Here is a 22,428-nt window from a genome sequence, read left to right as displayed (position 1 = left end):
ATCAGCGCGGTTGGCGCGGGGGTTTGCGTCCGTCGTTCGGACGGCCCGGGCCGTCACGGCGCGGGCGGTCGCCACGCGGGCCTTGGCCCGGACCTCCCGGATGGCCTTCGCCGCGCGGACCGCCGCCACGACGATGCTCACCGCCGCGAGGGGGGCGGTCGTTGCGCTCCGGGCGTGGCGGCTGTTGCGCTTCTTCTTCGCGCGCCAGCTTGAGTTGGGCGTCCAGTTGCTCCTGGCTCAGGCCCTTCAGCGCGCAGAAGTTCGCCGGCGTCAGCGTCGTGCGCGAGAAGTCGCGCAGCAACTGGGCGCGTTCCTGGCGGCCTCGATCCTCCTCGGCGCGACGTGCGTCGGAGATGCCGCGGCGACGGGTCAGTTCTTCCTGCGCCGCAACTCTGTGTTCGTCGCTGAGTTCACCAGCGGGTTGGCCGTCGAGGTCGAAGCGCGTCTTCGCACGGGTCAGCGCGATCAGGTAACCGGTGCCGCCGGTGTAGCGGCGCAGGAATGCGGACAGCTGTGCCTTGGTGAACTGTCCCGGCGCACGCTGCTGGATGTCGGATTGCACGCGCAGCTTCAACGGCTTGGCGCCGCCGGCGAACAGCGCAGGGAACAACTCCTTGAGCTTGGCCGCGACGGCCTGGACATCGACGCGACCGCCCTCGGCCGACTTCGGCTGGCCAGGCGTGGCGTCGCTGGACGCGACCTCGCCGGATTCGACGTCTGTGGTGGCCTCGCTGGAGGATTCGTCAACTTCCTGCACGGGCGCTGCGGCCTCCGGCGCTGGTGCCGTCAGGGCGGCCTCAGTCGTTTCGGTGGCGGGGGCCTTCTGATCGGGGAACTCGGAGGAGGTCACTTCGCCTTGCGGCGGGGTGCTGGAGGACATGCATCAAGCGGCGCGGGGCCGGCCTTCGGGAAAAGGGGGGATTGTGCCCATAGCCGCGCGGGCGTGGCAATTCGCGTCGATCGACGGAAGGCGCCCGTCCTGCCTGAGGACGCCAGCCGGAGACGGGAATCAGGTCTTCGGTTCGCAGGCGGGCTTGCAGACCAGCTCGGTCCGACCCAGGATCCGCTTGGACTGGAGGCTGCTCGGCGGACGATGACGCCCGCATTTGAAGCAGGAGCGGGTTTGACCGCTACCCTGGAACGGCGACCCCCCCAGCTTGGAGGCATAGCGCAGGCCGTCATCCCGAACGGCGGTGCAGGTGTCTTTGCTCATGGTCTCGCTTCGCTTGGCGCTCTTGTTCGCACCGGCGGGTTCGTGTCCCGTCGGCGCATCGATTCCCTCAAGATCGATAGTAGGTGGGGCGTGTGACGCGCCGCTACATCGCTTGCCCGGGGGTAAAAGCACCGCCCGACGAACGGCGCTCTTTGCGCCGACAATCGCCCGCTTGCCCGGCGGGCCGGGCGTTCGAGAACCATGGCCAAACTGTTTTTCCGCTACGCCGCGATGAATGCCGGCAAATCCACCGCCCTGCTGCAGGTGGCGCACAACTACGAAGAGCGCGGCCATGCGGTGCGCCTGTTCACCGCCGGTGTCGACGACCGCTACGGCAAGGGGATGGTCACGTCGCGGCTGGGGCCGCAACGGGTGGCGGAGGTGTTCAACGGCGAGACGGATTTCCGCGCGTTGATCACGCAGTCGCCGGGCATCGCTTGCATCCTCGTCGACGAGGCGCAGTTCCTGTCGAAGGACCAGGTGTGGTCGCTGCACGAGGTCGCGCACATGCGTCACGTCCCCGTCATCTGCTACGGCCTGCGGACGGACTTCCGCGGCGAGCTGTTCACCGGCTCGGCCGCACTGCTGGCGCTCGCCGACGAGATGGACGAGATGAAGACCATCTGCGACTGTGGCCGCAAGGCGACGATGAACATGCGTGTCGACGCCACCGGCCGCAAGCAGACCGAAGGCGCGCAGGTCGAGATCGGCGGCAACTCCCGTTACCGCGCGGTGTGTGGACGCTGCTTCAGGGCGTCCTGAGGACATGGCGTCCTGAGGCCGCCGGGTAAGCCTGGGCTTACTTCTTCGTCAGCTGCTCTTCCAGTTCCTTGCAGGAAGGGGCGCAGACTGGCTGGGACTTGCCCAGCAGCTTGCGGGACTTCAGCAACGCCCGGGGGCGATGCTTGCCGCAGAGAAAGCACGACATGGTTGCCGCGCCAAACGAAGAGGTCGCCGCGAACGGCGAACCTGGCGCTTTAGAGCGATAGCGCAGACCATCGGCTTCGATGGTCGTCTTGGTCGTATCCTTGGCCACGCTGTTCCTGAATTTGATGAGAGTTTGAAATGCGGCGCCGACCGTCCCAAGTTCCCCCCAGGGACAAACGGCGAAACCCGTATTTTCCTATAAGCCGGAGCCTCTCCGTACCGGGGCATCGCTAATGACCTCGCGCGAAGGTCGCCCGAATCGGTTCCAAGAGACATTCATCGCCCCTGGCGGCGAGGTCTTCCCCTCTCTGGCGAACGACCGCCGGAAGGTGCTTGGCGCGCTCTAGGGAAAACACCTAGAATGCCGCCGCGCCGTTTCACCGTGGCGTCAACAACAAGGACACACAGGGAGCGAGCGCGACGATGGAAAGGATCGAAGGGCTGTTTGCCGCCATGCGGGCGGCCAGACAGGACATGGAATGGCCGGCGACCGAGGCCCGCGACAGCGGTCTGGACACCGCCGGCGAACGGGCCGAACGCTACGCGCAGGCTGTCAGCGAGGCCTTGTGCGGCTACTTTCGCAGCTCGCACGCGAGCCTCTGGTTGCTGGACGGAGGGCCTGGAGAGCACCGCCTGCGATGCCTCGGCGCGCACGCGATCGACGGCGTGAGCCATCAGCGCCCGCTCTGTGAGCAGCGCGCCTATCCGGGGTACTTCGACGCCTTGCTGTCCGAAGGGGTCTACAACTGCGCCGACGCGCAGGCCGATCCCCGGTTGAACGCGTTGCAGCCGCCGCCCACGTGGCGCGCGATGCTGGACGTGTCCGGCCAGATCAACGGCAAGACCTTTGGCGTGATCGCGCTCGGGCAGCGTGACACGGCCCGTGTGTGGACAAAGCGCGAGGAACTGGACCTGCGCCGAGCCACTGCGAAGGCCTGCCTGCACCTGCACGCACTGCGGAACGAAGCCGAGATGGTCTGAGCCTGAGTCCGCCGGGTCTCGGCAGGCAGGCATGAAACTTCGACCGACCGGTCGGATTAATTTCTTGCGAAATGTCAATGCGGCATCCACTGACGGAGGGCCGAAGGCTTCCCGCTAGAGTCGGTCGCCACACGTCCCATGGACGACCAACCCCCGGGCGACGGCCTTCGGAGCGGTCGCGACGGCGCCGGCACGCATCGGCGACGCGCGGTCAACGGCCTTGCCCGGTACCACGACAGGAGACAAGGTGGACGGGGCGATTGCAAGCATCCTGGTGCTGGACGGGGTGACCAACGGCGCGATCTACGCGCTGCTGGCACTGGCCCTGGTCCTCATCTTCGCAGTCACGCGGGTGATCTTCATCCCTCAGGGGGAGTTCGTGGCTTTCGGCGCGCTGACGCTGGCGGGCCTGCAGCTCGGTCATACGCCGCTGACGATCCACTTCCTGATCGCGATGGCGCTGCTGGCCGCGGTGCTGGACCTGATCGCGGCCGCGCGCACCGGACGGCTCAAGGCGGAATGGGTGCCCATCGCGCTGCGAGCGCTGCCCGGCGTCGCCATCGGGCTCTGCGCCCTGTGGCTCGCACCGATGAAGCTGCCGCTGGTGGCGCAGGCGCTGCTGACCCTGGCGGTCGTGACGCCGATGGGCGGGCTGCTCTACCGGCTCGCGTACCAGTCGCTGGCCGACGCCTCGGTGCTGGTGCTGCTGATCGTCTCGGTCGGCGTGCACTTCGCGCTGACGGGACTGGGTCTGGTGTTCTTCGGCGCCGAGGGCTCGCGCAATCCGAGCTTCTGGGATGCGAGCTATTCGGCCGGGCCGCTGATGTTCTCGGGCCAGACGCTCATCATCGTGATGGCGTCGGCGGCGCTCATCGTCGCGCTGTGGCTGTTCTTCGAGAAAAGCCTCTACGGCAAGGCGTTGCGCGCGACCGCGGTGAACCGACTCGGTGCCCGGCTGATGGGCATCTCCAGTACCTCGGCGGGTCGGCTGTCGTTCACGCTGGCCGCCTTCATCGGCGCACTGTCGGGCATCCTGATCAGCCCGACCACGACGATCTTCTACGACAGCGGCTTCCTCATCGGCCTGAAGGGCTTCGTGGCCGCGGTCTTCGCGGGTCTGTCGAGCTACCCGGGCGCCGCGCTGGGCGCGCTCCTGGTCGGCCTGATCGAGTCGTTCAGCTCCTTCTGGGCCAGCGCCTTCAAGGAAGTCATCGTCTTCACCTCCATCCTGCCGGTGCTCCTGTGGCGCAGCTGGCGCGATCCGCACCATGAGGAGCATTGACGTGGCCTCCGATCGATCCCATGCCATGAAGGCCACCGCCGCTCCAGACGCCATCGGAACCCCGACTGCGGTGTCCAGCCCGTGGACGCGGCGCATCGTCCCCGCGCTGCTGCTGGCTGTGCTCGCGGTGCTGCCGCTGCTGCCGGTGCCTGAGTTCTGGATCACCCAGCTGAACTACATCGGCATGTTTGCGCTCGTGGCGCTGGGGCTGGTGCTGCTGACCGGTGTCGGCGGACTGACCTCGTTCGGGCAGGCCGCCTTCGTCGGCGTCGGCGCGTACACGACGGCATTGCTGAGCGCGCGCTACGGACTGTCGCCGTGGATCGGCCTCGCCGCGGGCGTCGCGATCACGCTGGTCATCGCGCTCGTGCTGGCGCTGATCACGCTGCGGATGTCGGGGCACTACCTGCCGCTGGCGACGATCGCCTGGGCGCTCAGCCTGAACTTCACGATCGCCAACATGGAGTCGCTCGGCAAGTACGACGGTCTGCTCGGTGTGCCGGCGATCTCGCTGTTCGGCGTCAGCCTGGCCGACGGCCGCGCGATCTACTACCTGATCTGGCTGTTCGCGATCCTCGGGGCGATCGCCGTGCGCAACCTGCTGGACTCGCGACCGGGCCGGGCCATCCGGGCGCTCGGCGGCGCGACGGTGATGGCCGAGTCGATGGGCGTGTCGACCTTCCGCTACAAGGTCGTGGTCTTCCTGATCGCCGCGCTGCTGGCGGCCATCTCGGGCTGGCTCTTCGCGCATGTCCAGCGCACGGTGAACCCGAGTCCCTTCGGCCTGAAGATGGGCATCGAGTACCTCTTCATGGCCGTCGTCGGCGGCGTGGGCAGCGTGTGGGGCGCCTTCGTCGGCGCGGGCGTGTTCAAGATCATCGAGGACCAGCTCAAGGAGCTGCTGCCCGCGCTGCTCGGCAGCAACGGCAACTTCGAGATCATCGTGCTCGGCGTCGTGCTGGTGCTGATGCTGAAGTACGCGCCCAGGGGCTTGTGGCCGACGCTGCAGACGGCGCTGTCGCGCTGGTGGCCGGCGCGGCCGCGCGAGCGGAACTGGGAGGGCGCGCCCGCGCTCGAATCCCGTGCGAAGCCGCAGCCCGGGTCGGTGCTGCTGAAGGTCGAGAAACTGCGCAAGCAGTTCGGCGGACTGGTCGCGGTGAACGACGTCAGCTTCGAGCTGCGCGCGGGCGAGATCATGAGCCTCATCGGCCCGAACGGTGCCGGCAAGTCGACGACCTTCAACCTCGTCTCGGGCGTGCTGTCCGCAACCGCGGGTGAACTGCGTTTCGCCGGCGAGCCCATCACCGGCCTGCCGGCGCGGCAGATCGCGCGTCTCGGCATGTCGCGGACCTTCCAGCACGTGAAGATGATCGCGGACATGACGGTGCTGGAGAACGTGGCGCTGGGCGGCTACCTCCGCTCGCACAGCGGCACGGCGCGGGCGATGCTGCGTCTCGATCGCGCGGAGGAGAAGCGCCTCTTCGCCGAGGCGGAGAACCAGCTGCGCCGCATCGGCATGCAGGACCACGTGCACGAGCTCGCGGGCAACCTGGCGCTCGGACCGCAGCGGCTGATGGAGATCGCGCGGGCGCTGTGCAGCGACCCGACGCTGCTGCTGCTCGACGAGCCCGCCGCGGGCCTGCGCCACAAGGAGAAGCAGGCGCTGGCCGCGGTGCTGCGCCAGTTGCGCGCCGAGGGCATGAGCATCCTGCTGGTCGAGCACGACATGGACTTCGTCATGGGACTGACGGACCGCATCGTCGTGATGGAGTTCGGCACCAAGCTGATCGAGGGCACGCCCGCCGAGGTGCAGGCCAGCCCCGAGGTGCGCGCGGCCTACCTGGGAACGGAACACTGACATGAGCGAATTGCTGAAGGTCAGCGGATTGCACGCCGGCTATGGCCGCGCCGAGGTATTGACGGGCCTGGACCTGCGATTGCGCGAGGGCGAGGTCGTCACCGTCATCGGTCCGAACGGCGCCGGCAAGAGCACGACGCTGAACGCGCTGATGGGCGTGCTGCCGGCGCGCGGGCAGATCGTCTTCGACGGCGAGGACCTCCAGGGCCTGAGCCTCGAGGAGCGGGTGATGAAGGGCCTCGCGCTGGTGCCGGAGAAGCGCGAGCTGTTCACCACGATGTCGGTCGAGGACAACCTGGTGCTCGGCGGATTCCGGCCGATGCGACTGGGCGTGAAGGGCTGGCGCGACGAGCTGGAGCGCGTCTATGCGCTGTTCCCCCGCCTGAAGGAGCGGCGCACGCAGCTCGCCGGCACGCTGTCCGGCGGCGAACGCCAGATGCTGGCCGTCGGCCGCGCGCTGATGGCCCGCCCCAAGCTGCTGATGCTCGACGAACCCAGCCTGGGCCTGGCGCCGCTGATCGTGAAGGAGGTGTTCCGCATCGTCTCGCAGCTGCGCGAGGCGGGCGTCTCCATCCTGCTGATCGAGCAGAACGCCCGCGCCGCGCTGGAAGTCGCCGACTACGGCTACGTGCTCGAGACGGGCGAGATCGCGCTCGAAGGCCAGGCGGCCGATCTGGCGAAGGATCCCCGGGTGATCGAGACCTATCTCGGAGCGAGTCGACAGCCTCAGTGAGGCCCTCCGCGGCGTGAGGAAACGCCGCCGGCCGCCTTTCACACCCCGAATCGGGGGGAGAAGCGTGACGCCCACGAAACACCCGCACGGGATCGGCCGACCATAATTCGTCGAACTCGCGCCATGGCTCTGCTGTCCTCCCTCCGCAAACTGCTCACCGGTTCCGCCGACTCCAAGTCGACAGGCGGAGCCTCCGCCTCGGGCGGGGCATCGAAGGGATCGCCGTCCGCGCCGCCGGTCCGACCGGTCGACATCCCCCTCCCGCCCATGCTGTCGTCGGCGTCCTCGCACTCGCAGGGCCCCGGCATGATCTCGACCCAGACGGCGGTCTACAGCGGCGGCGACATCGTCTTCCCCACGCTCGATGCCTCGCCGGAATGGCTGCACTTCAGCACCCGGCTGTTCGGGCTGTCGCGGCTGAAGGACGTGCCGCCGTCCGCCGGCGAGCAGGGGCTGATGCAGCGCCTGCAGGCGCAGCGCGGTTCGCAGTGGGCCGATCATCTGCCGCGCCTGCCCGCCGTGCTGCCGCAGCTGATGCGCCTCGTGCGACGCAGCAACGTGTCCTCGACGGAGCTGGTGCAGCTGATGTCGCGGGATCCCAGCCTGGTCGGCGAGCTGATGCGCCTGGCCAACTCGCCGCGTTATCGCACCGAGCGCGAGATCACGGATCTCGCCGGCGCGGTGATGGTGCTCGGCCAGCAGGGCCTGGACCAGCTGGTGATGAGCGTCGCGATGCGCCCCATCTTCCATCACGGCAAGGGGCGCTACGGCAGCCGCTCCGGCACGCTGCTGTGGGACCTCAGCGAGCGCACCGCCTTCGCCACGGCGCGTCTGGCCAATGCGGGCGACGACGAGTTCTCCGCCTATCTCGCCGGCCTCAGTTCACAACTCGGGCTGATGGCGCTGCTGCGCGCGCTGGACGGGATGTCCGCGCCCTCGGTGCCGCCGCTGGACCGCGAAGGCCTGCATCGCCAACTGCTGCCGCTGACGGCCGCGTGGTCCGCGCAGATCGTCGAGCATTGGGGCTTCCCGCCCCAGGTCGCCGAAGCGCTGGCGCCGCGCCCGGGCCGCGGCGCCGAGTCCGTCGTGCTCGCGCATCTGGTGCGGCAGGCGCAGGCGGTCGCGTTGCGTCAGCTGATGCAACCCGGGCTGCAGCCCGCGCAACTGGGTGACTGGTCCGCCGCGCAGCAGCGCTGCTACGCGGACCTGGAGCACGAGTTCTCCGCTGGCGAGCCCTGAGCTTCCCGACGTCGCGGGCATCCGCGACGACACCTCAGGCGCCACGGCTTTTCGCCAGTCTCCAGGCCACCAGGCCGAACACGCCCTCGAAGAGAAGGGCCAGTCCCGCGGCCGGCAATGCGCCCGCGAGCAGCAAGGTCTGATCGTTCAACGCGAGTCCGGTGACGATGCGTTCCCCATAGCCTCCGGCGCCGATGAACGCCGCCATCGTGGCGGTGCCGACGGACAGGCTGGTGGCGGTGCGCAGGCCCGCGAGCATGACCGGCAAGGCCAGCGGCAGTTGCACCGATCGCAGCACCTGACCCCGCGTGAGGCCCAGGGCCTTCGCGGCGGTGGTCAGGCCTTCGGACACCTCGCTGAGGCCGACCGTGCAGTTGCGCAGCACCGGCAACAGCGCATAGAGCGTGAGCGCGACCAGCGCCGGCACCGGCCCGATCCGGTCCATCGCCCAGATCAGCAGCGCCAGCATGGCCAGCGAAGGCACGGTCTGCAGCAGCGCGCAGACGGCCAGCAGCGCCTCTCGCCAGCGCGGCCAGGGGTGCAGCGCGACTGCGAGCGGAACGCCGATCAAGGTGGCCAGCGCGACGGCGCCCAGGACCAGCGCCAGATGCTGCAGCGTGAGGCGCCCCAGGTCCGGTCCGGCCAATCGCGCCCACAAGCCGGACCTGTCCGGTCCGGCCGGGTTGGCCGGCTTGACCGTCGCGGAGGAAGGCGCCGAGGCCCGACTGCGACTTGCCAGGAACTCGCGGGCGATCGCATCGAACGGCTGCCGCTTGACCTCGGCCTGCGCGTTCATCGCGATCATCGCGGTCTCGTCGATCCGGCCGCGCAGCGTTTCCAGCGCGGCCCACGCGCGCGGATGGCGTTGCGGCAGGTCGATGCGATACAGCAGCACGGCGTCATACCTCGGGAAGAACCGCGCGTCGTCGGTCAACACGGTCAGGTCGAGCGCCGCGATCTGCGCGTCGGTCGTGTACACGTCGGTGACATCGATCTGGGCATCGGCGAGCGCGCGGTACGCGAGCCCGTGATCGAGTCCCGTCGGCATCTGCGGCAGCGCGTATCGCTTCGACAACCCCGGCCAGCCGTCCGCGCGGCCCAGGAACTCGTTGCTGAGTCCGAGCTTCAGCGCTGGTTGCCCCTTCAACTGCGACAGCGCAGTGAGACCGAGCTCACGCGCCTGCGCCGAGCGCATCGCCAGCGCGTAGCCGTTGTTGAAGCCGAGCGGCACGCCGATCGCCAGACCCAGCGGGCGCAGTTCCGCCTGCAGTTGCTCGAGCGGCGCGCCGGTGGCCGCGTGACCGAGGATCTCACGCTCGATCGTGCCGAGGTATTCCGGGTAGACGTCGATGCTGCCGGCCTTCAGCGCCGCGTGGACGATGGCGGTGTTGCCCAGTCCCTGGCGGATCTCGACCTCGGCGGCCGGATCGTCGGCACGCACCGTCTGCGCGAGCACCTCGGCGAGGATGTAGCTTTCCGTGAAGCGCTTCGAGCCGATGCGCAGCGGCTCCGCCGCCCAGGCACCCGAGGCGCCCGTGAGCGCCGCGCAGACCAGCAGGAGAAGGAGCGGCCGCAGCCGGCGGAGCAGCATCATCGGCGCAGCATAGTCGAGCCCGTCCGCGTGCGTGCCAGCGTGCGCAAGACCTGGCCCGCGAAGGCATCGGCGGCCGCGGAACCGGCCGATGCCTTGCTCCGCATCAGCACCACCGACATGGCCGGCAGCGAGGTCGCCGGCGGCATGCCGTGGCGTTCGTCGAGCAGCGCCATGCCCTCCGGCACGCTGCAGCGCGTGAACAGCGCGATCGCCAGGCCGCTCTCGACGGCGGCCAGCATGCCGGCCGGACTGGCGCTGTCGCAGACGATGCGGTGAGGCCGTTTCAACGCCGTCAGCGCCGACAGCGCCGCCTTGCGCGCGAGGCTGCCGGACTCGTAGACCGCGACGGGCAGCGGCGTCTGCCGCCACACCTCGAAGCGCGGCGCGCCGAACCAGGCCAGCGGTTCGTCGAACAGCGGCTGTCCGCGCCCCGCGCGATCACGCGTCACGACGGCCACGTCGACCTCGCCGCGCAACACCCGCGGGATCAGCACCGTCGACTGCTGGCAGACGAGGGTCAGTTCCACCGCCGAGTGCCGGCCCGCGAAGTCGCGCAGCACCGGGGTGAGGTAGGGCAGGGCGTAGTCCTCCGGCACGCCGATGGTGAGCCGGCCGTGCAGCGTCTCGCGCCAGAGGGCCTGGACCGCCTCGTCATGCTGCGCGATCAGACGACGCGCGTGGCCGAGCAGCTCGTGTCCCGCCGGCGTGAGGTCCAACCGTCGCGGCGAGCGCACGAGCACCGGCTGACCGACCGCCTGTTCCAGCTTGGCGATCTGCATGCTCAGCGCCGACTGCGAGCGATGCACCAGCACGCCCGCCGCCGTCAGCGAGCCGGCATCCACCGCCGCGACGAAGGCGCGCAGCCAATCCAGTTGAAGGTCGGTCGAGGGCATCGGGTCCTCCGCCCGTCGAGGGCATCCATTCGATTCCCTGATGCTAAGCGTGAAGAGGATTCGCTTTGCCGGATGCGGACGTAAGCCCAGACTTGTCGCATGTCCACGTCCTACGTCTCCTCTGCCTTGTCCTCCTCCGCGCAGGACCGGCGCCTGCGCGAAGGCCAGGCGCTCATGGTCGGCGGCGGGCTGCTGCTCGGCACGATCGGCGTGTTCGTCGAGGAGGCCGCGCAGGACCCCGCCACGACGGTGTGGTTCCGCTGCGTGTTCGGGCTCGCGGCGCTGCTGGTGTGGGGCGCGGTGCGCGGCCAGCTCGGCGAACTCCTGCGGCTGCGCGGCCGCGCGCTGGGCGCGGTGCTCGCCGTGGGGCTGCTCACCGTCCTGAACTGGGGACTGTTCTTCGCGGCGATCCCGCGTTGCTCGATCGCGGTGTCGACGGTCGTCTTTCATGTGCAACCCTTCTGGCTGATGGCGATGGGTGCGTTCTGGCTGCGCGAACGCGTGACGCGCGCGCAGTGGCTGGCCGCCGCCATTGCGTTGTGTGGCCTCACGTTGGCCACGGGCATCGCGGATGAGGTGTTCGCGCCTGCGGGAGGGGCGGGCGGGGCCCTGCAACTGCCGGGGTATGCGCTCGGGGTGGCCCTGTGCCTGATCGGATCGGTGAGTTACGCCGCGGCGAGCTTCATCGCCAAGCTCGAGGCCGAACGCGCCGGATCGTTCGCGTTGTCGGCGGGGCAGTGCATCGTGGGCGCCGTCGTGCTGCTGCCATGGCCGCTGATGCACGGGTTGCCGGCGTTCGGTGCGTCCTGGGGGTGGTTGGCGGGACTTGGCGTCCTGCACACCGGATTGGCCTATGTCGTGCTGTACGCCGGCATGGCACGGCTCGGCACCGGGCGCATCGCGGTGCTGCAGTTCGTCTATCCCGGCACGGCCGTGCTGGTCGACTGGGCGGTCTACGGTCGCGCGTTGAGCCTCTCGCAGATGATCGGCGTCGGCCTGATCACCGTCGCGCTGTGGACCTTGCGCCGTCGCGCCTGAGGAAGCGGTCGCTCCGCGATCGATGCGGTCTGTCCGTCCCAGGACGCGGTCGGTCGCCGCAGATGCGCCGCGAGACTCAGGCGATCACCTGCTGCGTGAAGGCGCGCAAGTGATCCATCAACAGGTCCGAGGCCGCTGCGGCCGCTTCGCCGTCCCCGCCCGCGATCGCCTCCGCCAGGCGCTGATGCGCGCGCGCGCCGACGGCGACGTCGCCCAGATGCCGGTACGCGTACCAGAAGCGCCGGCACTGGATGATCATGGGCAGCACCGCCGCCACCGCGTAGCGGTTGCGGCAGGCCGTGTGGTTGACCCGGTCCAGCGCCTGGTCCACCCGCATGTAGGCCTCCAGGTCCTGCTGCTCGGCCGCCTCCGCCATGAGGGCCGCGCAGGCCAGCAGCTCCGAGCGCTGCGCCGGCGACGCCCGGCGGGCGGAGCAGCAGGCGATCAGCCGCTCCAGCGGCCGGCGCGCTTCCAGCAGATCCAGGTGTTCCGCCAGCGGCATGTCGCTGACCAGCAGGCCGCGCCGCGGCTGCTGCGCGATCAGGCCGCTGGCGACCAGCCGCATCAGCGCTTCGCGCGTCGGTGTCCGGCCCAGGCCGATCCGCGCGATCAGTTCCGTCTCCACCACCGGCGCGCCCGGGCGCAGCTGCAAGGTCGCGATCAGCGTCTCGATCGCGTCGTAGGCCTGGTCCGCCTGGCGACGTTTGTCGACGTCCTGCAACTCAAGGGTGTCTGAAGTCATGGGCGCGCATCATCGCAGGTCCGGCGTGCGGGTAACTCCGGGGCGGTATCGGATTGAGTTTGCGCAGGTCAACCCCAGTTAAATCCGCGTCCGGCGGGTGCCGGGCCGGCCGGATGGGCCGCATACAATCACCGGTTCTTCCGTACGCCAGGACCTCGTGTCCGGCGGCGCTCCGGCCCCTGGCCGGCGCCAACGCAATTCCTGAGGGATATCGACGTGTTTATTTCCAACGCTTTCGCCCAGGCCGCGCCTGCTGCCTCGTCCGACCCCACGGGCGGCTTCCTGCAGATGCTGCCCCTGGTGGCCGTCTTCGTCGTCATGTATTTCGTGATGATCCGTCCCCAGATGAAGCGCCAGAAGGAGCACAAGACGATGGTCGAGGCCCTGGCCAAGGGCGACGAGGTCATCACCGGCGGCGGCATGCTCGGCAAGGTCGTCAAGATCGGCGAGCAGTACCTGACCGTCGAGATCGCCTCCGGCGTCGAGATCCAGGTCCAGCGCACGTCCGTCGTGCAGGTCCTGCCCAAGGGCACCGTCTCGAAATAATTCGAAACCCCGACCCGGGGCGGCCGCGTCCGGCGTGACCGCTCCCTGACGACCCGGCCCGTGCGACGCACGCGCCGGGTCGGTTTTCAGAGGCGCCCGCCCGCCCGATGCCCCGCATCGGTCGCCACGGCGCCTGGTTTGCAGAGGATGTCCTCATGAACCGTTACCCGCTGTGGAAGTACGTGCTGCTCGTCGTGGCACTGCTGGTCGGCCTGATCTACACGCTGCCCAACCTGTTCGGCGAAGCGCCGGCGGTGCAGGTGTCCAGCGCCAAGGTCGTCGTCAAGATCGACGACACCGTCCGCCAACGCGTCGAGCAGGCGATCACGCAGGTCGGCGTCACGCCGGACTTCGTGCATCTGGAAGGCGGCTCCATCCGTGCCCGCTTCCATGACACCGACGCCCAGATCAAGGCCAAGGACGCGATCGCGAAGGCCCTGAACGGCAACGAGACCAACGATCCGACCTACATCGTCGCGTTGAACCTGGTGTCGCGCTCGCCGGCCTGGCTGACCGCGCTGCACGCGTTCCCGATGTACCTGGGCCTGGACCTGCGCGGCGGCGTGCACTTCCTGATGCAGGTCGACATGAAGTCGGCGCTGACGAAGAAGGCCGAATCCATGGCGTCCGACGTCCGCACGATGCTGCGCGACAAGACGATCCGCCATGCCGGCGTCACCCGCGAGGGCAACGACGTCGCCATCGGCTTCCGCGACGAAGCCACCCGCACGCAGGCGCAGAACCTGCTGCGCGACCAGGTGCCCGACTTCGCGTGGACGCCTTCCGGCGCGGGCACCGAGCTGCGCCTGACCGGCTCGCTGACGCCCAAGGCGGTGATCGCCGTCCAGGACGCCGCGATCAAGCAGAACATCACCACGCTGCACAACCGCGTCAACGAGCTGGGCGTGGCCGAGCCGGTGATCCTGCAGCAGGGCCGCGACCGCGTCGTCGTCCAGCTGCCGGGCGTGCAGGACACGGCCAAGGCCAAGGACATCATCGGCCGCACCGCGACGCTGGAGATGCGCATGGTGGACGACAGCGCCGAGGCCCAGGCCGCGCTGGCGGGCACCGGTCCCGTGCCCTTCGGCACCGAGCGCTTCACCGAGAAGGACGGCGTCACGCCGATCATCGTCAAGCGCCAGGTCGTCGTCACCGGCGACAACCTGAACGACGCGCAGCCGAGCTTCGACGAGAACCACCAGCCCTCCGTGACCTTGAAGATGGACGCCAAGGGCGCCCGCGTCATCAAGGACGTCTCGCGCGAGAACATCGGCAAGCGTCTGGCGATCCTGCTGTTCGAGAAGGGCAAGGGTCAGGTCGTGACCGCGCCGGTCATCCGCGGCGAACTGGGCAACAGCTTCTCCATCACCGGCGGCGCCATGTCCACGCAGGAAGCCAGCGACACCGCGCTGCTGCTGCGCGCCGGCTCGCTGGCCGCGCCGATGGAGATCATCGAGGAACGCACCATCGGCCCGTCGCTGGGCAAGGACAACATCGACAAGGGCATCGCGTCGGTGACCTGGGGCTTCGTCGCGGTGGCGATCTTCATGTGCCTGTACTACATGATGTTCGGCGTGTTCTCCGCGGTGGCGCTGGGCTTCAACCTGCTGCTGCTGCTGGCGGTGCTGTCGATGCTGCAGGCCACGCTGAGCCTGCCGGGCATCGCCGCGATCGCGCTGGTGCTGGGCATGGCCATCGACGCCAACGTGCTGATCAACGAGCGGGTGCGCGAGGAACTGCGCGCCGGGCTCGCGCCGCAGCAGGCGATCCACGCCGGCTACGAACGCGCCTGGGCGACCATCCTGGACTCCAACGTGACGACGCTGATCGCGGGCCTGGCGCTGCTGGCCTTCGGCTCGGGTCCGATCAAGGGCTTCGCCGTGGTGCACTGCCTGGGCATCATCACCTCGATGATCTCGTCGGTGATGTTCTCTCGCGCGCTGGTCAACCTCTGGTACGGCGGGCGCAAGCGGCTGAAGTCCGTGTCCATCGGCACCGTCTGGAAGCCCGGCACGACCGCGCTCCCGACCGAATCGACGGCGGACGCCGTCGAGGCCAAGTAACAACGGCTGCGGCCCCCTTAGCGAGCGCACCCCGCCATGGAATTCTTCCGAATCAAACGGGACATCCCGTTCATGAAGCACGCGTTGATCCTCAACGCCGTGTCCTTCCTCACCTTCGTCGCCGCAGTGTTCTTCCTGCTGACGAAGGGCCTGCACTTCTCGATCGAATTCACCGGCGGCACGGTGGTCGAGGTGCAGTACGCCCAGGCCGCCGACGTCAACAAGACGCGGCATATCGTCGAGCAGATGGGCTTCGGCGAGATCCAGGTGACCAACTTCGGCACCTCGCGCGACGTCATGATCCGGCTGCCGGTCAAGCCCGACGTCAAGCAGGACGTGCTGGTCAGCCGTGTGTTCACCGAGCTGTGCAAGTCCGAGAACGGCCAGGTCGTCTCGCATCAGGAGGTCACGCCGCAGGGTGAGGCCGTGACGCGTCAGGCCTGCGCGGTCGGCACCGCCGAGCCGCTGAAGCTGACCCGCAGCGAGGTGGTCGGTCCGTCGGTCGGCGCCGAGCTGGCGCACGACGCCGCCTACGCGCTGGGCTTCACCGTCATCGGCATCATGCTGTACCTGGCGTTCCGCTTCGAGTGGAAGTTCGCCGTGGCCGGCATCATCGCCAACCTGCACGACGTGGTGATCATCCTGGGCTTCTTCGCCTACTTCCAGTGGGAGTTCTCGCTGGCGGTGCTGGCGGCGATCCTGGCGGTGCTGGGCTACTCCGTGAACGAGTCGGTGGTCATCTTCGACCGGATCCGCGAGGCCTTCCGGAAGTACCGCAAGCTCAACACCCACGAGGTCATCGACCACGCGATCACCTCCACGATCAGCCGCACGATCATCACGCACGGCTCGACGCAGATGATGGTGCTGTCGATGCTGCTGTTCGGCGGCCCGACGCTGCACTACTTCGCGGTGGCGCTGACGATCGGCATCCTGTTCGGCATCTACTCGTCGGTCTTCGTGGCCGCCGCGATCGCGATGTGGCTGGGCGTGAAGCGCGAGGACCTGGTCAAGGCGGGGCCCGCCAAGGCCGGGGACCCGGATGACCCCAACGCAGGCGCGGTGGTGTAGTAGAGTCATCCGCACTCCTCACACTCGAGTTCGATGACCGCCGCCGACGCAAGATCCCAGGCCCTGGCTTCGCAAGCGCGGCGCGTCCACACGGAGGTGCTGCTGCGAGGTCTGCCCGCCATGGTGGCGGTGCTGACCACGGCGGTGCAGGACCAGCTCATGCAACCGGCCGAGCACTCGCTGCAGATGGCCCGGCGCGACGCCTTCGAGGCCTGGCAGCGGTCCTCGACCCCCTGGCATGCGCGGCTGGGCAAGTCGCTGCGGCACGCGTACCACCATGGGGCGGGCGATTCGCGGTCGGCCTCGCTGTCGTCGCGCCCGCAGAACCTGACCCTCGTCAGCGACGACACGATCGAGCGCGAGATCATCGCCTCGCGTCTGGCGCTGGCGATGATGGACAAGGCCAGCTGGGAGTTCAGCGACCTGCGCAACCGGATGCAGTCGTTGGAGCGCGTCGAGGACCTCCCGCAGCAGGACCTGCTGCGCGCGCAGGTGCTGGCGCGGCTGGTGCTCGACGCCTGGTTCGAGGCCGGACTGAGCAGCTCGGTCTGGCAGATGCTGCAGCGCTGGCTGCACCACGAGTTCTCCCAACTGCTGAACGAGGCCTATCACGAGGCCAACCACTGGCTGATCCAGCAGGGCGTGATGCCCGAGGTGGACCTGCGTCCCTTCATCCGCCGCAATGCGCCGGCGGGGGGGATGACGCAGGCCGCGCCGCTGGGTCCCGCCCAGGGGTCAGGTCATGCGCATGGCGGCATCGCGCCGCAGGCTGGGCAGGTGGGCGTCCAGCCGGCCGGTCCGGCGGGGACGCCAGCCAGCCAGTCGGCCCAGCAGGTGATGGCGCAGTTGCAGCGCGTGCTCGCGCGGCATGTGCCGGAACTGGCGCAGCCGCAACCCCAGGCGCCCATGCCGACCGCGACACGTTCCGGCATGCCGGCGGCGGGGCCGGCGACGCGCAGCGGACTGCCCGCGGCGCCAGGCGGTCCGGGGACGATGTCCGGGCATCCGAACGGACATGCGGGCGGTCCTCCGACACGGGCCGGTTCGCCGCGGCTGAGCGCCGCGATCAATCACGCGCAGGAAGCGGTGCAGCGCCGCGCGGACAAGGTCGCGACGATCGATCAGCAACTGACGGCGCCGCAGGCGCTCGACGAGATCCGCCACCGCAACCAGGCGCTGAAGCAGGTCCTGAAGAACGCCGCCGACACGCCGGCCGAGCGCGCCACGATCGAGCTGGTCGCGCTGCTGTTCCAGGCCATCCTGCAGGAAGAACGCATTCCGCCGGCGATCCGGGTCTGGTTCGCGCGGCTGCAGATGCCGGTGCTGCGCGTGGCGGTCAGCGAGCCTGATTTCTTCGCCACCGACGACCACCCCGCACGCCGCCTGATCGACCGGATGGGTTCGTGCGTGATGGGCTTCAGCACCTCGACCGCCGAGATCGGCGACGCGCTCGAGCGCGAGATCAAGCGCGTGGTGCAGGTCGTCGAGGCCTACCCCGACACCGGCAGACGCGTGTTCCAGACGGTGCTGACCGAGTTCGAGAAGTTCCTCGACCACTACTTCGAGCAGGAGAACGAGGTCTCGAAGAAGGGCGTGTCGCTCGCGCAGCAGGTCGAGCAGCGCGAGACGCTGGCGATCCAGTACACGATCGAGCTGCGCAAGATGTTGTCCGAGGTCCCCGTGCAGGACGGCGTACGCGACTTCCTCTTCCAGGTCTGGGCGGACGTGCTGGCGGTGACGGGCGTGCGCTATGGTCCCCAGGCCGAGCAGACCAAGGCGATGAAACGTGCCGCGGCCGACCTGATCTGGTCGGCGAGCGCGAAGGTCTCGCGCGAGGACCGTGCCGAGGTGATCCGTCGCCTGCCGCCCTTGTTGAAGACGCTGCGCGACGGCATGGGCCACGCGGGCCTGACGCATGAGCGCCAGGACGAGCACATCCGGTCGCTGAACAACGCGCTGGCCGCTGCGTTCACGGCCAAGACCGCGGCGATCCCGCGCGAGCGGCTGGACGACCTGATGAGCCAGCTCGAGACGCTGGAAGCGATGCTGCCGTCGCCCGATTCCGGCGAGATCAACGAGACGCTGGTGCGCGACCTGTCCAGCCACGAGTGCGAAGGCCTGGAAGTGGTCGCCGAAGGCGGCGCCGCCCCGTCGACGGCGATGCTGGCGTGGGCGCGCGAGCTGCAGGTCGGCAGCTGGTACATGCTGGACTACCGGGGACGGGTCGAGCCGGTCCAGCTGGTCTGGCGCGGACTGCGGCACCACCTGATCCTGTTCGTCTCGCCGCAAGGGCGGGGCGTGCTGTTCCAGCTGAGCCGTCTGGCCGCGTTCCTGCAGGCGGGGCTGATGCTGCCGGCGCAGGACGAGTCGCTCACCGTGAAGGCGACGCGCAACGCGCTCGCCAAGCTCGAAGTCGATCCCAGTCGCCTGCTTGCCTGACGCGACTGCTGCGATCGCAGCGGCAGCGGCAGCGGCTGAGGCCGGCCGACCTTCCTCCGTCCGCCCATGAAAAAACCGGCGCCGCATTGCGGGGCCGGTTCTGCCTTGTGCGCCAGCTTGGAAGCCGGCGGATCAGTGGATCAGGCGCTCTTCCGGCGCGACGAACAATTCGTCGAGGATCAGCGCATCGGGTTCCTCGCCCAGGCTCCAGAACACCATCAGCACGATGATCTTCAGGTCCTCAAGGTCGAGCGGTCCGCCGGGGATGGCCATCGCGCGGTCGATCACCATCTCGCGCATGGCGGTGGGCAGCACGCCGGCCGACGCCAGGAAGCTGATGAAGCCCATCGAGCTTTCGCCCAGATGTTCCTGCTCATCGCGCGTGTAGACGCGCATGCTGCGTTCGCCGGGCTCGCCGTGATGGGACTCGGCCGCACCGGCCAAACCGTCCAGCCACGACAGGGCGTCGCGGATCTCGTCGTCCTCGAACCCGACCGCCGACAGTTTCCGGGTCAGTTGTGCGTGATCCGGGCAGGCGTCGGGCCGCCAATAGGTTTCGTACAGGTAGACGAGGACGTCAAACATGGCGGGAACTATAACCGACGCCCCGAAAGCCCTTCCCGCCGAAATGAACGGTCTGGCGCATCGATTTTCCCCTTCTGACGGGCTCGAACGCGTTGTTCAAGGAGGGGTGGCTCACGCCGTGCGTCGGCGTTGGAAGAGGGCGCCTGGCAGTCGTGCGACGCGCCCGTCCAATTCCAGATCGAGCAGGGTCGCGTTGAGTTCGTCCTGCGGCCAACCGCTGCGCTGCGACAGCTGTTCGAGCGAGACCGTGTCGCGACCGATCGCACGCAGGAGCGGGTGGTCGTCGTCGGCCTCCGCCGGTATGGGCCCGCGCTGCGGTCCGCTGTCGGGCTCATGATCCGACTCGAGATCGAGCGGCGTCGTGCGCGGCAGGCCGCCGACCGGCAGTTCATTGAGCAGGTCGTCCAGCGCCTGGACCAGACAGGCGCCCTGCTTGAGCAGGTGATGACAGCCCTTGGACTGCGGCGCATGGATGGGGCCCGGGACGGCGAAAACCTCGCGACCTGCCTCGGAGGCTTGCCGGGCTGTGATCAGGGATCCGGACTTCATGGCGGCCTCGACGACCAGGCACCCTTCCGACAGCCCCGCGATGATGCGGTTGCGCTGCGGGAAATTCGGCGCCATCGGGGGCGTGCCGACAAAGTACTCGCTCACCAGCAGCCCATGTCGCGCGACGTGGCGGGAGAGGTCCGCATGGTCCAGCGGATACACCTGGTCCGGCCCGGTGCCCAGGACCGCGATCGTGCCGCCTCGCGTGTTCAGCGCGGCCTCATGGGCGGCGCCATCGATGCCCTGCGCCAGTCCGGACACGACGCAGAAGCCTGCTTCGCCCAGGCCGGCGGCGAAATACCGCGCGTTCTCGTCGCCCTGCGGGCTCGGACGGCGACTGCCGACCACGGCGACGCAGCGCTCGGCGAGCAACTCGCGCCGGCCGTCGAGATAGAGCATCAGCGGCGGATCCGCCGTGTGCAGGAGCGGGAGGGGATAGTCGGGGGCGCCGAGCAGCAGGATGGAGCGGCGCTCGCCGCTGGACAGCCAGTCTTCGGTCCGGCGGACCAGCCGGTCGAGCTGATCCGGGCCCTTCGCCAGCAGCGCGGCGTTTTCGGGAGAGAGCACACCGCCCCAACCGCCGCGACCGGCCATCAGGACGGCGCCCGGGGAGCCGTGTCGCGCGAGCAGTCGCCGGGCTCCCCCGCGTGAGACGCAGGAGAGCAGGTGCAGCCAGGCGCGGAGTTCGTCCGGGCTCATCCGTTCGGTCCCGAGAGCGACCTGTTCCGGAGAGCCGTCGCGCTTACGGCTGGGTGAAGCGGTCGCCTGCGACGACCGGTTCCTGCACCGTCAGGATCAACGCGTAGGAGACGCGGTCGAAGACCTGGAAGACGAACAGCTGGCCGTGACGCTCGTCCGGCAGCTTGATCTCTTCGCGGCGAGGCGTCGTCGAGTCGCGCACGACCCGACCCTTGTGCCACAGCGCCAGCACGTGGCCGCGCTCAAGACCGTCGCGCTTGCCCTTGTTCAGCGCCACGATCTGGTTCTGGCCGGCGGTGATCGCGTCGCCGTACATCGAGACGATGACGCCGTCGATGGGACCTTGCGGCGCATGCGGCACGTAGCTGGTGTAGCCGCGTTCCGGCACCGGGGCCAGGCGGTCGCCCGGCTGCGCCTCGATGCGGTTGAGCGTCATCGTCAGCGTGGACGGCACTTCGTCCTTCGTCCCACTGCCGCTGCCCGGACGGGTCAGATCGGCGGTGCCGACGTAGACGGCTTCGTAACCCAGCACTTCCTTGGTCAGCGGATCGCGCAGCGGGCGCGGCTCGCGGAACACGCGGAAGTTCTCGACGTTGGCCGGCAGGTTGCCGCGGGCGTAAGCCAGATCGCCCTTGCTGATCCAGACGCGGTTCTCCTGCGCCGAGAAGATTCGTGGGGCGGCGTCCAGGTCGTTGCTGTTGAGGACCACCGCCTCGTTGAGGAAGGGCTCGATCAGGTGCTGCGGGATGGCGGCGATGGAGCCGTCATAGAGCGATTCGGAGCGCACGCGCGGCGACAGCTTCACTGTGCCGCCAGGCCCGCCGGCGCCAACGTCCCGGCCCAGCTGGAGGCGGGCGCGGCCGTCGGCCTTGATCAGCATCAGGACCTGACCCGGGTAGATCAGGTGGGGATTGCGGATCTGTTCCGTGTTCATGCCCCAGAGCTCGGGCCAGCGCCACGGGCTCTTCAGGAAGATGCCCGAGATGGCCCACAGCGTGTCGCCCGCCTTGACGGTGTACGAGTCGGGGGCGTTGGGCGCCAGCTCCGACAGCGGCACACCGGCCTGGGCCACTTGCTGCGCCGTCTGGCGCTGTCCCTGGGTGATGGGGAAGTCCCCCGCCGCGAACGACGGCGCGGCGGCAAAGGTGCCCGCCAGCAGGGCTGCAGAAATCATCGTCAAGCCCAGCGGCCGCCTTTGCGTCATTACTTGTTCTCCGCGCGCCGAGATCGAAGGCCCCTCGTGGCCAGTGGCGCTTTTGTGACGAGGGCCAGACTGACCGCCAAATCGGCGAAAATCAACCGTCTCGCTGGCGGCGATTCTGCCCCGGTTCAGGGGGCCCGGCAATGAACCGGCCCGCCCTCCCTTGCAAGCCCTTACAAACCGGCGTTGTGCGCTGTCCACAGCGGCTCACCGCGCCCCGCGTCCTTACCATGGCGAAACTTTCCATTCTTCGATACCCCGATCCGCGTCTGCACACGGTGGCCAAGCCCATCGCCGCGGTCGACGACCGCCTGCGCAAGCTGGCCGACGACATGCTGGAGACGATGTACGACGCCGACGGCGTCGGCCTGGCCGCCACGCAGGTGGACGTGCACGAGCGCCTGCTGGTGATGGACGTCTCCGAGGAGCGCGACCAGCCGCTGGTGCTGATCAATCCGGAGCTCGTCGCGCGCAGCGAGGAGATGGTGGAAGGCGAGGAGGGCTGCCTCTCCGTGCCGACCATCTACGACAAGGTCATGCGCCACAAGAAGGTGACCGTCCAGGCGCTGGACCGGGACGGCCACACCTTCCAGTTCGACGCCGAAGGCCTGCTGGCCGTCTGCGTGCAGCATGAGATGGACCACCTGACCGGCAAGGTGTTCGTGGAATACCTGAGCCCGCTCAAGCGCGAGCGCATCAAGACCAAGCTGGTGAAGAAGGCCCGCGAGGACGCGAAGCACTGATGGCGGCCGATCTGGCTGCCGGCTCGACCGCC

Annotated in this window: 21 protein-coding genes; 12 read left to right on the top strand and 9 right to left on the bottom strand. The window is 68.9% G+C overall.

Annotation, left to right across the window (positions count from 1 at the left end; genetic code table 11):
* Window position 1 precedes the first annotated feature (1 nt).
* Both ABE85_RS20110 and ABE85_RS27105 read right to left on the bottom strand, forming a co-directional pair.
* Entirely contained in the window at window positions 2-880 is an 879-nt protein-coding gene (locus tag ABE85_RS20110) for a ProQ/FINO family protein (protein WP_067278798.1), read from the bottom strand.
* A 129-nt stretch (window positions 881-1,009) separates the two neighbouring features.
* Window positions 1,010-1,213 carry a hypothetical protein gene (locus tag ABE85_RS27105; protein WP_082938792.1) on the bottom strand — a complete coding sequence of 68 codons (204 nt, stop codon included), beginning with the start codon at window positions 1,211-1,213 and terminating at the stop codon, window positions 1,010-1,012.
* A 201-nt stretch (window positions 1,214-1,414) separates the two neighbouring features.
* On the opposite strand from ABE85_RS27105, the gene ABE85_RS20105 reads away from it, so the two are divergent.
* Window positions 1,415-1,975 carry a thymidine kinase gene (locus ABE85_RS20105; protein ID WP_067278796.1) on the top strand — a complete coding sequence of 187 codons (561 nt, stop codon included), beginning with the start codon at window positions 1,415-1,417 and terminating at the stop codon, window positions 1,973-1,975.
* 37 nt (window positions 1,976-2,012) lie between these two features.
* On the opposite strand, the gene ABE85_RS20100 is transcribed toward ABE85_RS20105, so the two are convergent.
* Entirely contained in the window at window positions 2,013-2,249 is a 237-nt protein-coding gene (locus tag ABE85_RS20100; protein WP_067278790.1) for a hypothetical protein, read from the bottom strand.
* A gap of 314 nt (window positions 2,250-2,563) precedes the next feature.
* Between ABE85_RS20100 and ABE85_RS20095 the strand changes: the two genes are divergently transcribed.
* From ABE85_RS20095 to ABE85_RS20075, 5 genes are all read left to right on the top strand, one after another.
* Entirely contained in the window at window positions 2,564-3,121 is a 558-nt protein-coding gene (locus tag ABE85_RS20095; RefSeq protein ID WP_067278786.1) for a GAF domain-containing protein, read from the top strand.
* A 247-nt stretch (window positions 3,122-3,368) separates the two neighbouring features.
* Window positions 3,369-4,403, top strand: coding sequence for a branched-chain amino acid ABC transporter permease (locus ABE85_RS20090; RefSeq protein WP_067278782.1), 1,035 nt, complete (start codon window positions 3,369-3,371; stop codon window positions 4,401-4,403).
* Between the two features lie 25 nt (window positions 4,404-4,428).
* Window positions 4,429-6,261 carry an ABC transporter permease subunit gene (locus tag ABE85_RS20085; protein ID WP_082938791.1) on the top strand — a complete coding sequence of 611 codons (1,833 nt, stop codon included), beginning with the start codon at window positions 4,429-4,431 and terminating at the stop codon, window positions 6,259-6,261.
* A 1-nt stretch (window position 6,262) separates the two neighbouring features.
* Window positions 6,263-6,994 carry an ABC transporter ATP-binding protein gene (locus ABE85_RS20080; protein WP_067278778.1) on the top strand — a complete coding sequence of 244 codons (732 nt, stop codon included), beginning with the start codon at window positions 6,263-6,265 and terminating at the stop codon, window positions 6,992-6,994.
* Between the two features lie 123 nt (window positions 6,995-7,117).
* Window positions 7,118-8,233, top strand: a complete 1,116-nt coding sequence (locus ABE85_RS20075; RefSeq protein WP_067278774.1) for an HDOD domain-containing protein — start codon at window positions 7,118-7,120, stop codon at window positions 8,231-8,233.
* Between the two features lie 34 nt (window positions 8,234-8,267).
* Here the strand turns inward: ABE85_RS20075 and ABE85_RS20070 are convergent, their stop codons facing one another.
* Window positions 8,268-9,827: a glycine betaine ABC transporter substrate-binding protein gene (locus ABE85_RS20070; protein ID WP_082938790.1), complete on the bottom strand. Its 1,560-nt coding sequence runs from the start codon at window positions 9,825-9,827 to the stop codon at window positions 8,268-8,270.
* Window positions 9,824-10,720 (bottom strand): LysR family transcriptional regulator, encoded by an 897-nt coding sequence (locus ABE85_RS20065; RefSeq protein WP_067278770.1) that lies wholly within the window; start codon window positions 10,718-10,720, stop codon window positions 9,824-9,826. The genes ABE85_RS20070 and ABE85_RS20065 overlap by 4 nt, the downstream gene beginning before the upstream one ends.
* A 99-nt stretch (window positions 10,721-10,819) precedes the next feature.
* On the opposite strand from ABE85_RS20065, the gene ABE85_RS20060 reads away from it, so the two are divergent.
* The gene (locus ABE85_RS20060; protein WP_067278758.1) at window positions 10,820-11,758 is read left to right on the top strand and encodes a DMT family transporter; all 939 of its coding nucleotides are present in this window, start codon (window positions 10,820-10,822) and stop codon (window positions 11,756-11,758) included.
* Between the two features lie 76 nt (window positions 11,759-11,834).
* On the opposite strand, the gene ABE85_RS20055 is transcribed toward ABE85_RS20060, so the two are convergent.
* Window positions 11,835-12,500, bottom strand: a complete 666-nt coding sequence (locus tag ABE85_RS20055) for a GntR family transcriptional regulator (protein WP_067278755.1) — start codon at window positions 12,498-12,500, stop codon at window positions 11,835-11,837.
* A gap of 216 nt (window positions 12,501-12,716) precedes the next feature.
* Between ABE85_RS20055 and yajC the strand changes: the two genes are divergently transcribed.
* From yajC to ABE85_RS20035, 4 genes are all read left to right on the top strand, one after another.
* Window positions 12,717-13,046 (top strand): preprotein translocase subunit YajC, encoded by a 330-nt coding sequence (gene yajC, locus ABE85_RS20050; RefSeq protein ID WP_067278751.1) that lies wholly within the window; start codon window positions 12,717-12,719, stop codon window positions 13,044-13,046.
* A 155-nt stretch (window positions 13,047-13,201) separates the two neighbouring features.
* Window positions 13,202-15,109 (top strand): protein translocase subunit SecD, encoded by a 1,908-nt coding sequence (gene secD, locus ABE85_RS20045; protein ID WP_067278748.1) that lies wholly within the window; start codon window positions 13,202-13,204, stop codon window positions 15,107-15,109.
* A gap of 36 nt (window positions 15,110-15,145) precedes the next feature.
* Window positions 15,146-16,180, top strand: a complete 1,035-nt coding sequence (secF, locus tag ABE85_RS20040; RefSeq protein ID WP_067278744.1) for a protein translocase subunit SecF — start codon at window positions 15,146-15,148, stop codon at window positions 16,178-16,180.
* 33 nt (window positions 16,181-16,213) lie between these two features.
* The gene (locus tag ABE85_RS20035) at window positions 16,214-18,619 is read left to right on the top strand and encodes a DUF1631 family protein (protein WP_067278741.1); all 2,406 of its coding nucleotides are present in this window, start codon (window positions 16,214-16,216) and stop codon (window positions 18,617-18,619) included.
* Window positions 18,620-18,751: 132 nt separating this feature from the next.
* Here ABE85_RS20035 and ABE85_RS20030 read toward each other — a convergent pair whose 3' ends face one another.
* From ABE85_RS20030 to ABE85_RS20020, 3 genes are all read right to left on the bottom strand, one after another.
* Window positions 18,752-19,204, bottom strand: coding sequence for a DUF494 family protein (locus ABE85_RS20030; RefSeq protein ID WP_067278738.1), 453 nt, complete (start codon window positions 19,202-19,204; stop codon window positions 18,752-18,754).
* A 111-nt stretch (window positions 19,205-19,315) separates the two neighbouring features.
* Window positions 19,316-20,452 carry a DNA-processing protein DprA gene (gene dprA / locus ABE85_RS20025; protein WP_067278734.1) on the bottom strand — a complete coding sequence of 379 codons (1,137 nt, stop codon included), beginning with the start codon at window positions 20,450-20,452 and terminating at the stop codon, window positions 19,316-19,318.
* 43 nt (window positions 20,453-20,495) lie between these two features.
* Complete coding sequence (locus ABE85_RS20020) at window positions 20,496-21,656, bottom strand: LysM peptidoglycan-binding domain-containing protein (protein WP_067278732.1); 1,161 nt, start codon at window positions 21,654-21,656, stop codon at window positions 20,496-20,498.
* Between the two features lie 227 nt (window positions 21,657-21,883).
* On the opposite strand from ABE85_RS20020, the gene def reads away from it, so the two are divergent.
* Window positions 21,884-22,396, top strand: a complete 513-nt coding sequence (gene def, locus ABE85_RS20015) for a peptide deformylase (protein ID WP_067278729.1) — start codon at window positions 21,884-21,886, stop codon at window positions 22,394-22,396.
* Window positions 22,397-22,428: the final 32 nt, after the last annotated feature.

The organism is Mitsuaria sp. 7 (genome assembly GCF_001653795.1).
Taxonomy (GTDB): domain Bacteria; phylum Pseudomonadota; class Gammaproteobacteria; order Burkholderiales; family Burkholderiaceae_C; genus Roseateles.
Note: the sequence above shows the minus strand (reverse complement) of the source record. Positions and strands in the feature narration are given on the sequence as shown.

What these genes read in the sequence shown, in the direction of transcription:
- ABE85_RS20020 (WP_067278732.1), bottom strand. Translation starts at nt 21,656, where the DNA reads ATGACGCAAAGGCGGCCGCTGGGCTTGACGATGATTTCTGCAGCCCTG.
- ABE85_RS20105 (WP_067278796.1), top strand. Translation starts at nt 1,415, where the DNA reads ATGGCCAAACTGTTTTTCCGCTACGCCGCGATGAATGCCGGCAAATCC.
- ABE85_RS20080 (WP_067278778.1), top strand. Translation starts at nt 6,263, where the DNA reads ATGAGCGAATTGCTGAAGGTCAGCGGATTGCACGCCGGCTATGGCCGC.
- ABE85_RS20035 (WP_067278741.1), top strand. Translation starts at nt 16,214, where the DNA reads ATGACCGCCGCCGACGCAAGATCCCAGGCCCTGGCTTCGCAAGCGCGG.
- ABE85_RS20070 (WP_082938790.1), bottom strand. Translation starts at nt 9,827, where the DNA reads ATGATGCTGCTCCGCCGGCTGCGGCCGCTCCTTCTCCTGCTGGTCTGC.
- ABE85_RS20060 (WP_067278758.1), top strand. Translation starts at nt 10,820, where the DNA reads ATGTCCACGTCCTACGTCTCCTCTGCCTTGTCCTCCTCCGCGCAGGAC.
- secD (WP_067278748.1), top strand. Translation starts at nt 13,202, where the DNA reads ATGAACCGTTACCCGCTGTGGAAGTACGTGCTGCTCGTCGTGGCACTG.
- ABE85_RS20030 (WP_067278738.1), bottom strand. Translation starts at nt 19,204, where the DNA reads ATGTTTGACGTCCTCGTCTACCTGTACGAAACCTATTGGCGGCCCGAC.
- def (WP_067278729.1), top strand. Translation starts at nt 21,884, where the DNA reads ATGGCGAAACTTTCCATTCTTCGATACCCCGATCCGCGTCTGCACACG.
- ABE85_RS27105 (WP_082938792.1), bottom strand. Translation starts at nt 1,213, where the DNA reads ATGAGCAAAGACACCTGCACCGCCGTTCGGGATGACGGCCTGCGCTAT.
- ABE85_RS20065 (WP_067278770.1), bottom strand. Translation starts at nt 10,720, where the DNA reads ATGCCCTCGACCGACCTTCAACTGGATTGGCTGCGCGCCTTCGTCGCG.
- ABE85_RS20085 (WP_082938791.1), top strand. Translation starts at nt 4,429, where the DNA reads ATGAAGGCCACCGCCGCTCCAGACGCCATCGGAACCCCGACTGCGGTG.
- dprA (WP_067278734.1), bottom strand. Translation starts at nt 20,452, where the DNA reads ATGAGCCCGGACGAACTCCGCGCCTGGCTGCACCTGCTCTCCTGCGTC.
- ABE85_RS20075 (WP_067278774.1), top strand. Translation starts at nt 7,118, where the DNA reads ATGGCTCTGCTGTCCTCCCTCCGCAAACTGCTCACCGGTTCCGCCGAC.
- ABE85_RS20055 (WP_067278755.1), bottom strand. Translation starts at nt 12,500, where the DNA reads ATGACTTCAGACACCCTTGAGTTGCAGGACGTCGACAAACGTCGCCAG.
- secF (WP_067278744.1), top strand. Translation starts at nt 15,146, where the DNA reads ATGGAATTCTTCCGAATCAAACGGGACATCCCGTTCATGAAGCACGCG.
- ABE85_RS20110 (WP_067278798.1), bottom strand. Translation starts at nt 880, where the DNA reads ATGTCCTCCAGCACCCCGCCGCAAGGCGAAGTGACCTCCTCCGAGTTC.
- ABE85_RS20095 (WP_067278786.1), top strand. Translation starts at nt 2,564, where the DNA reads ATGGAAAGGATCGAAGGGCTGTTTGCCGCCATGCGGGCGGCCAGACAG.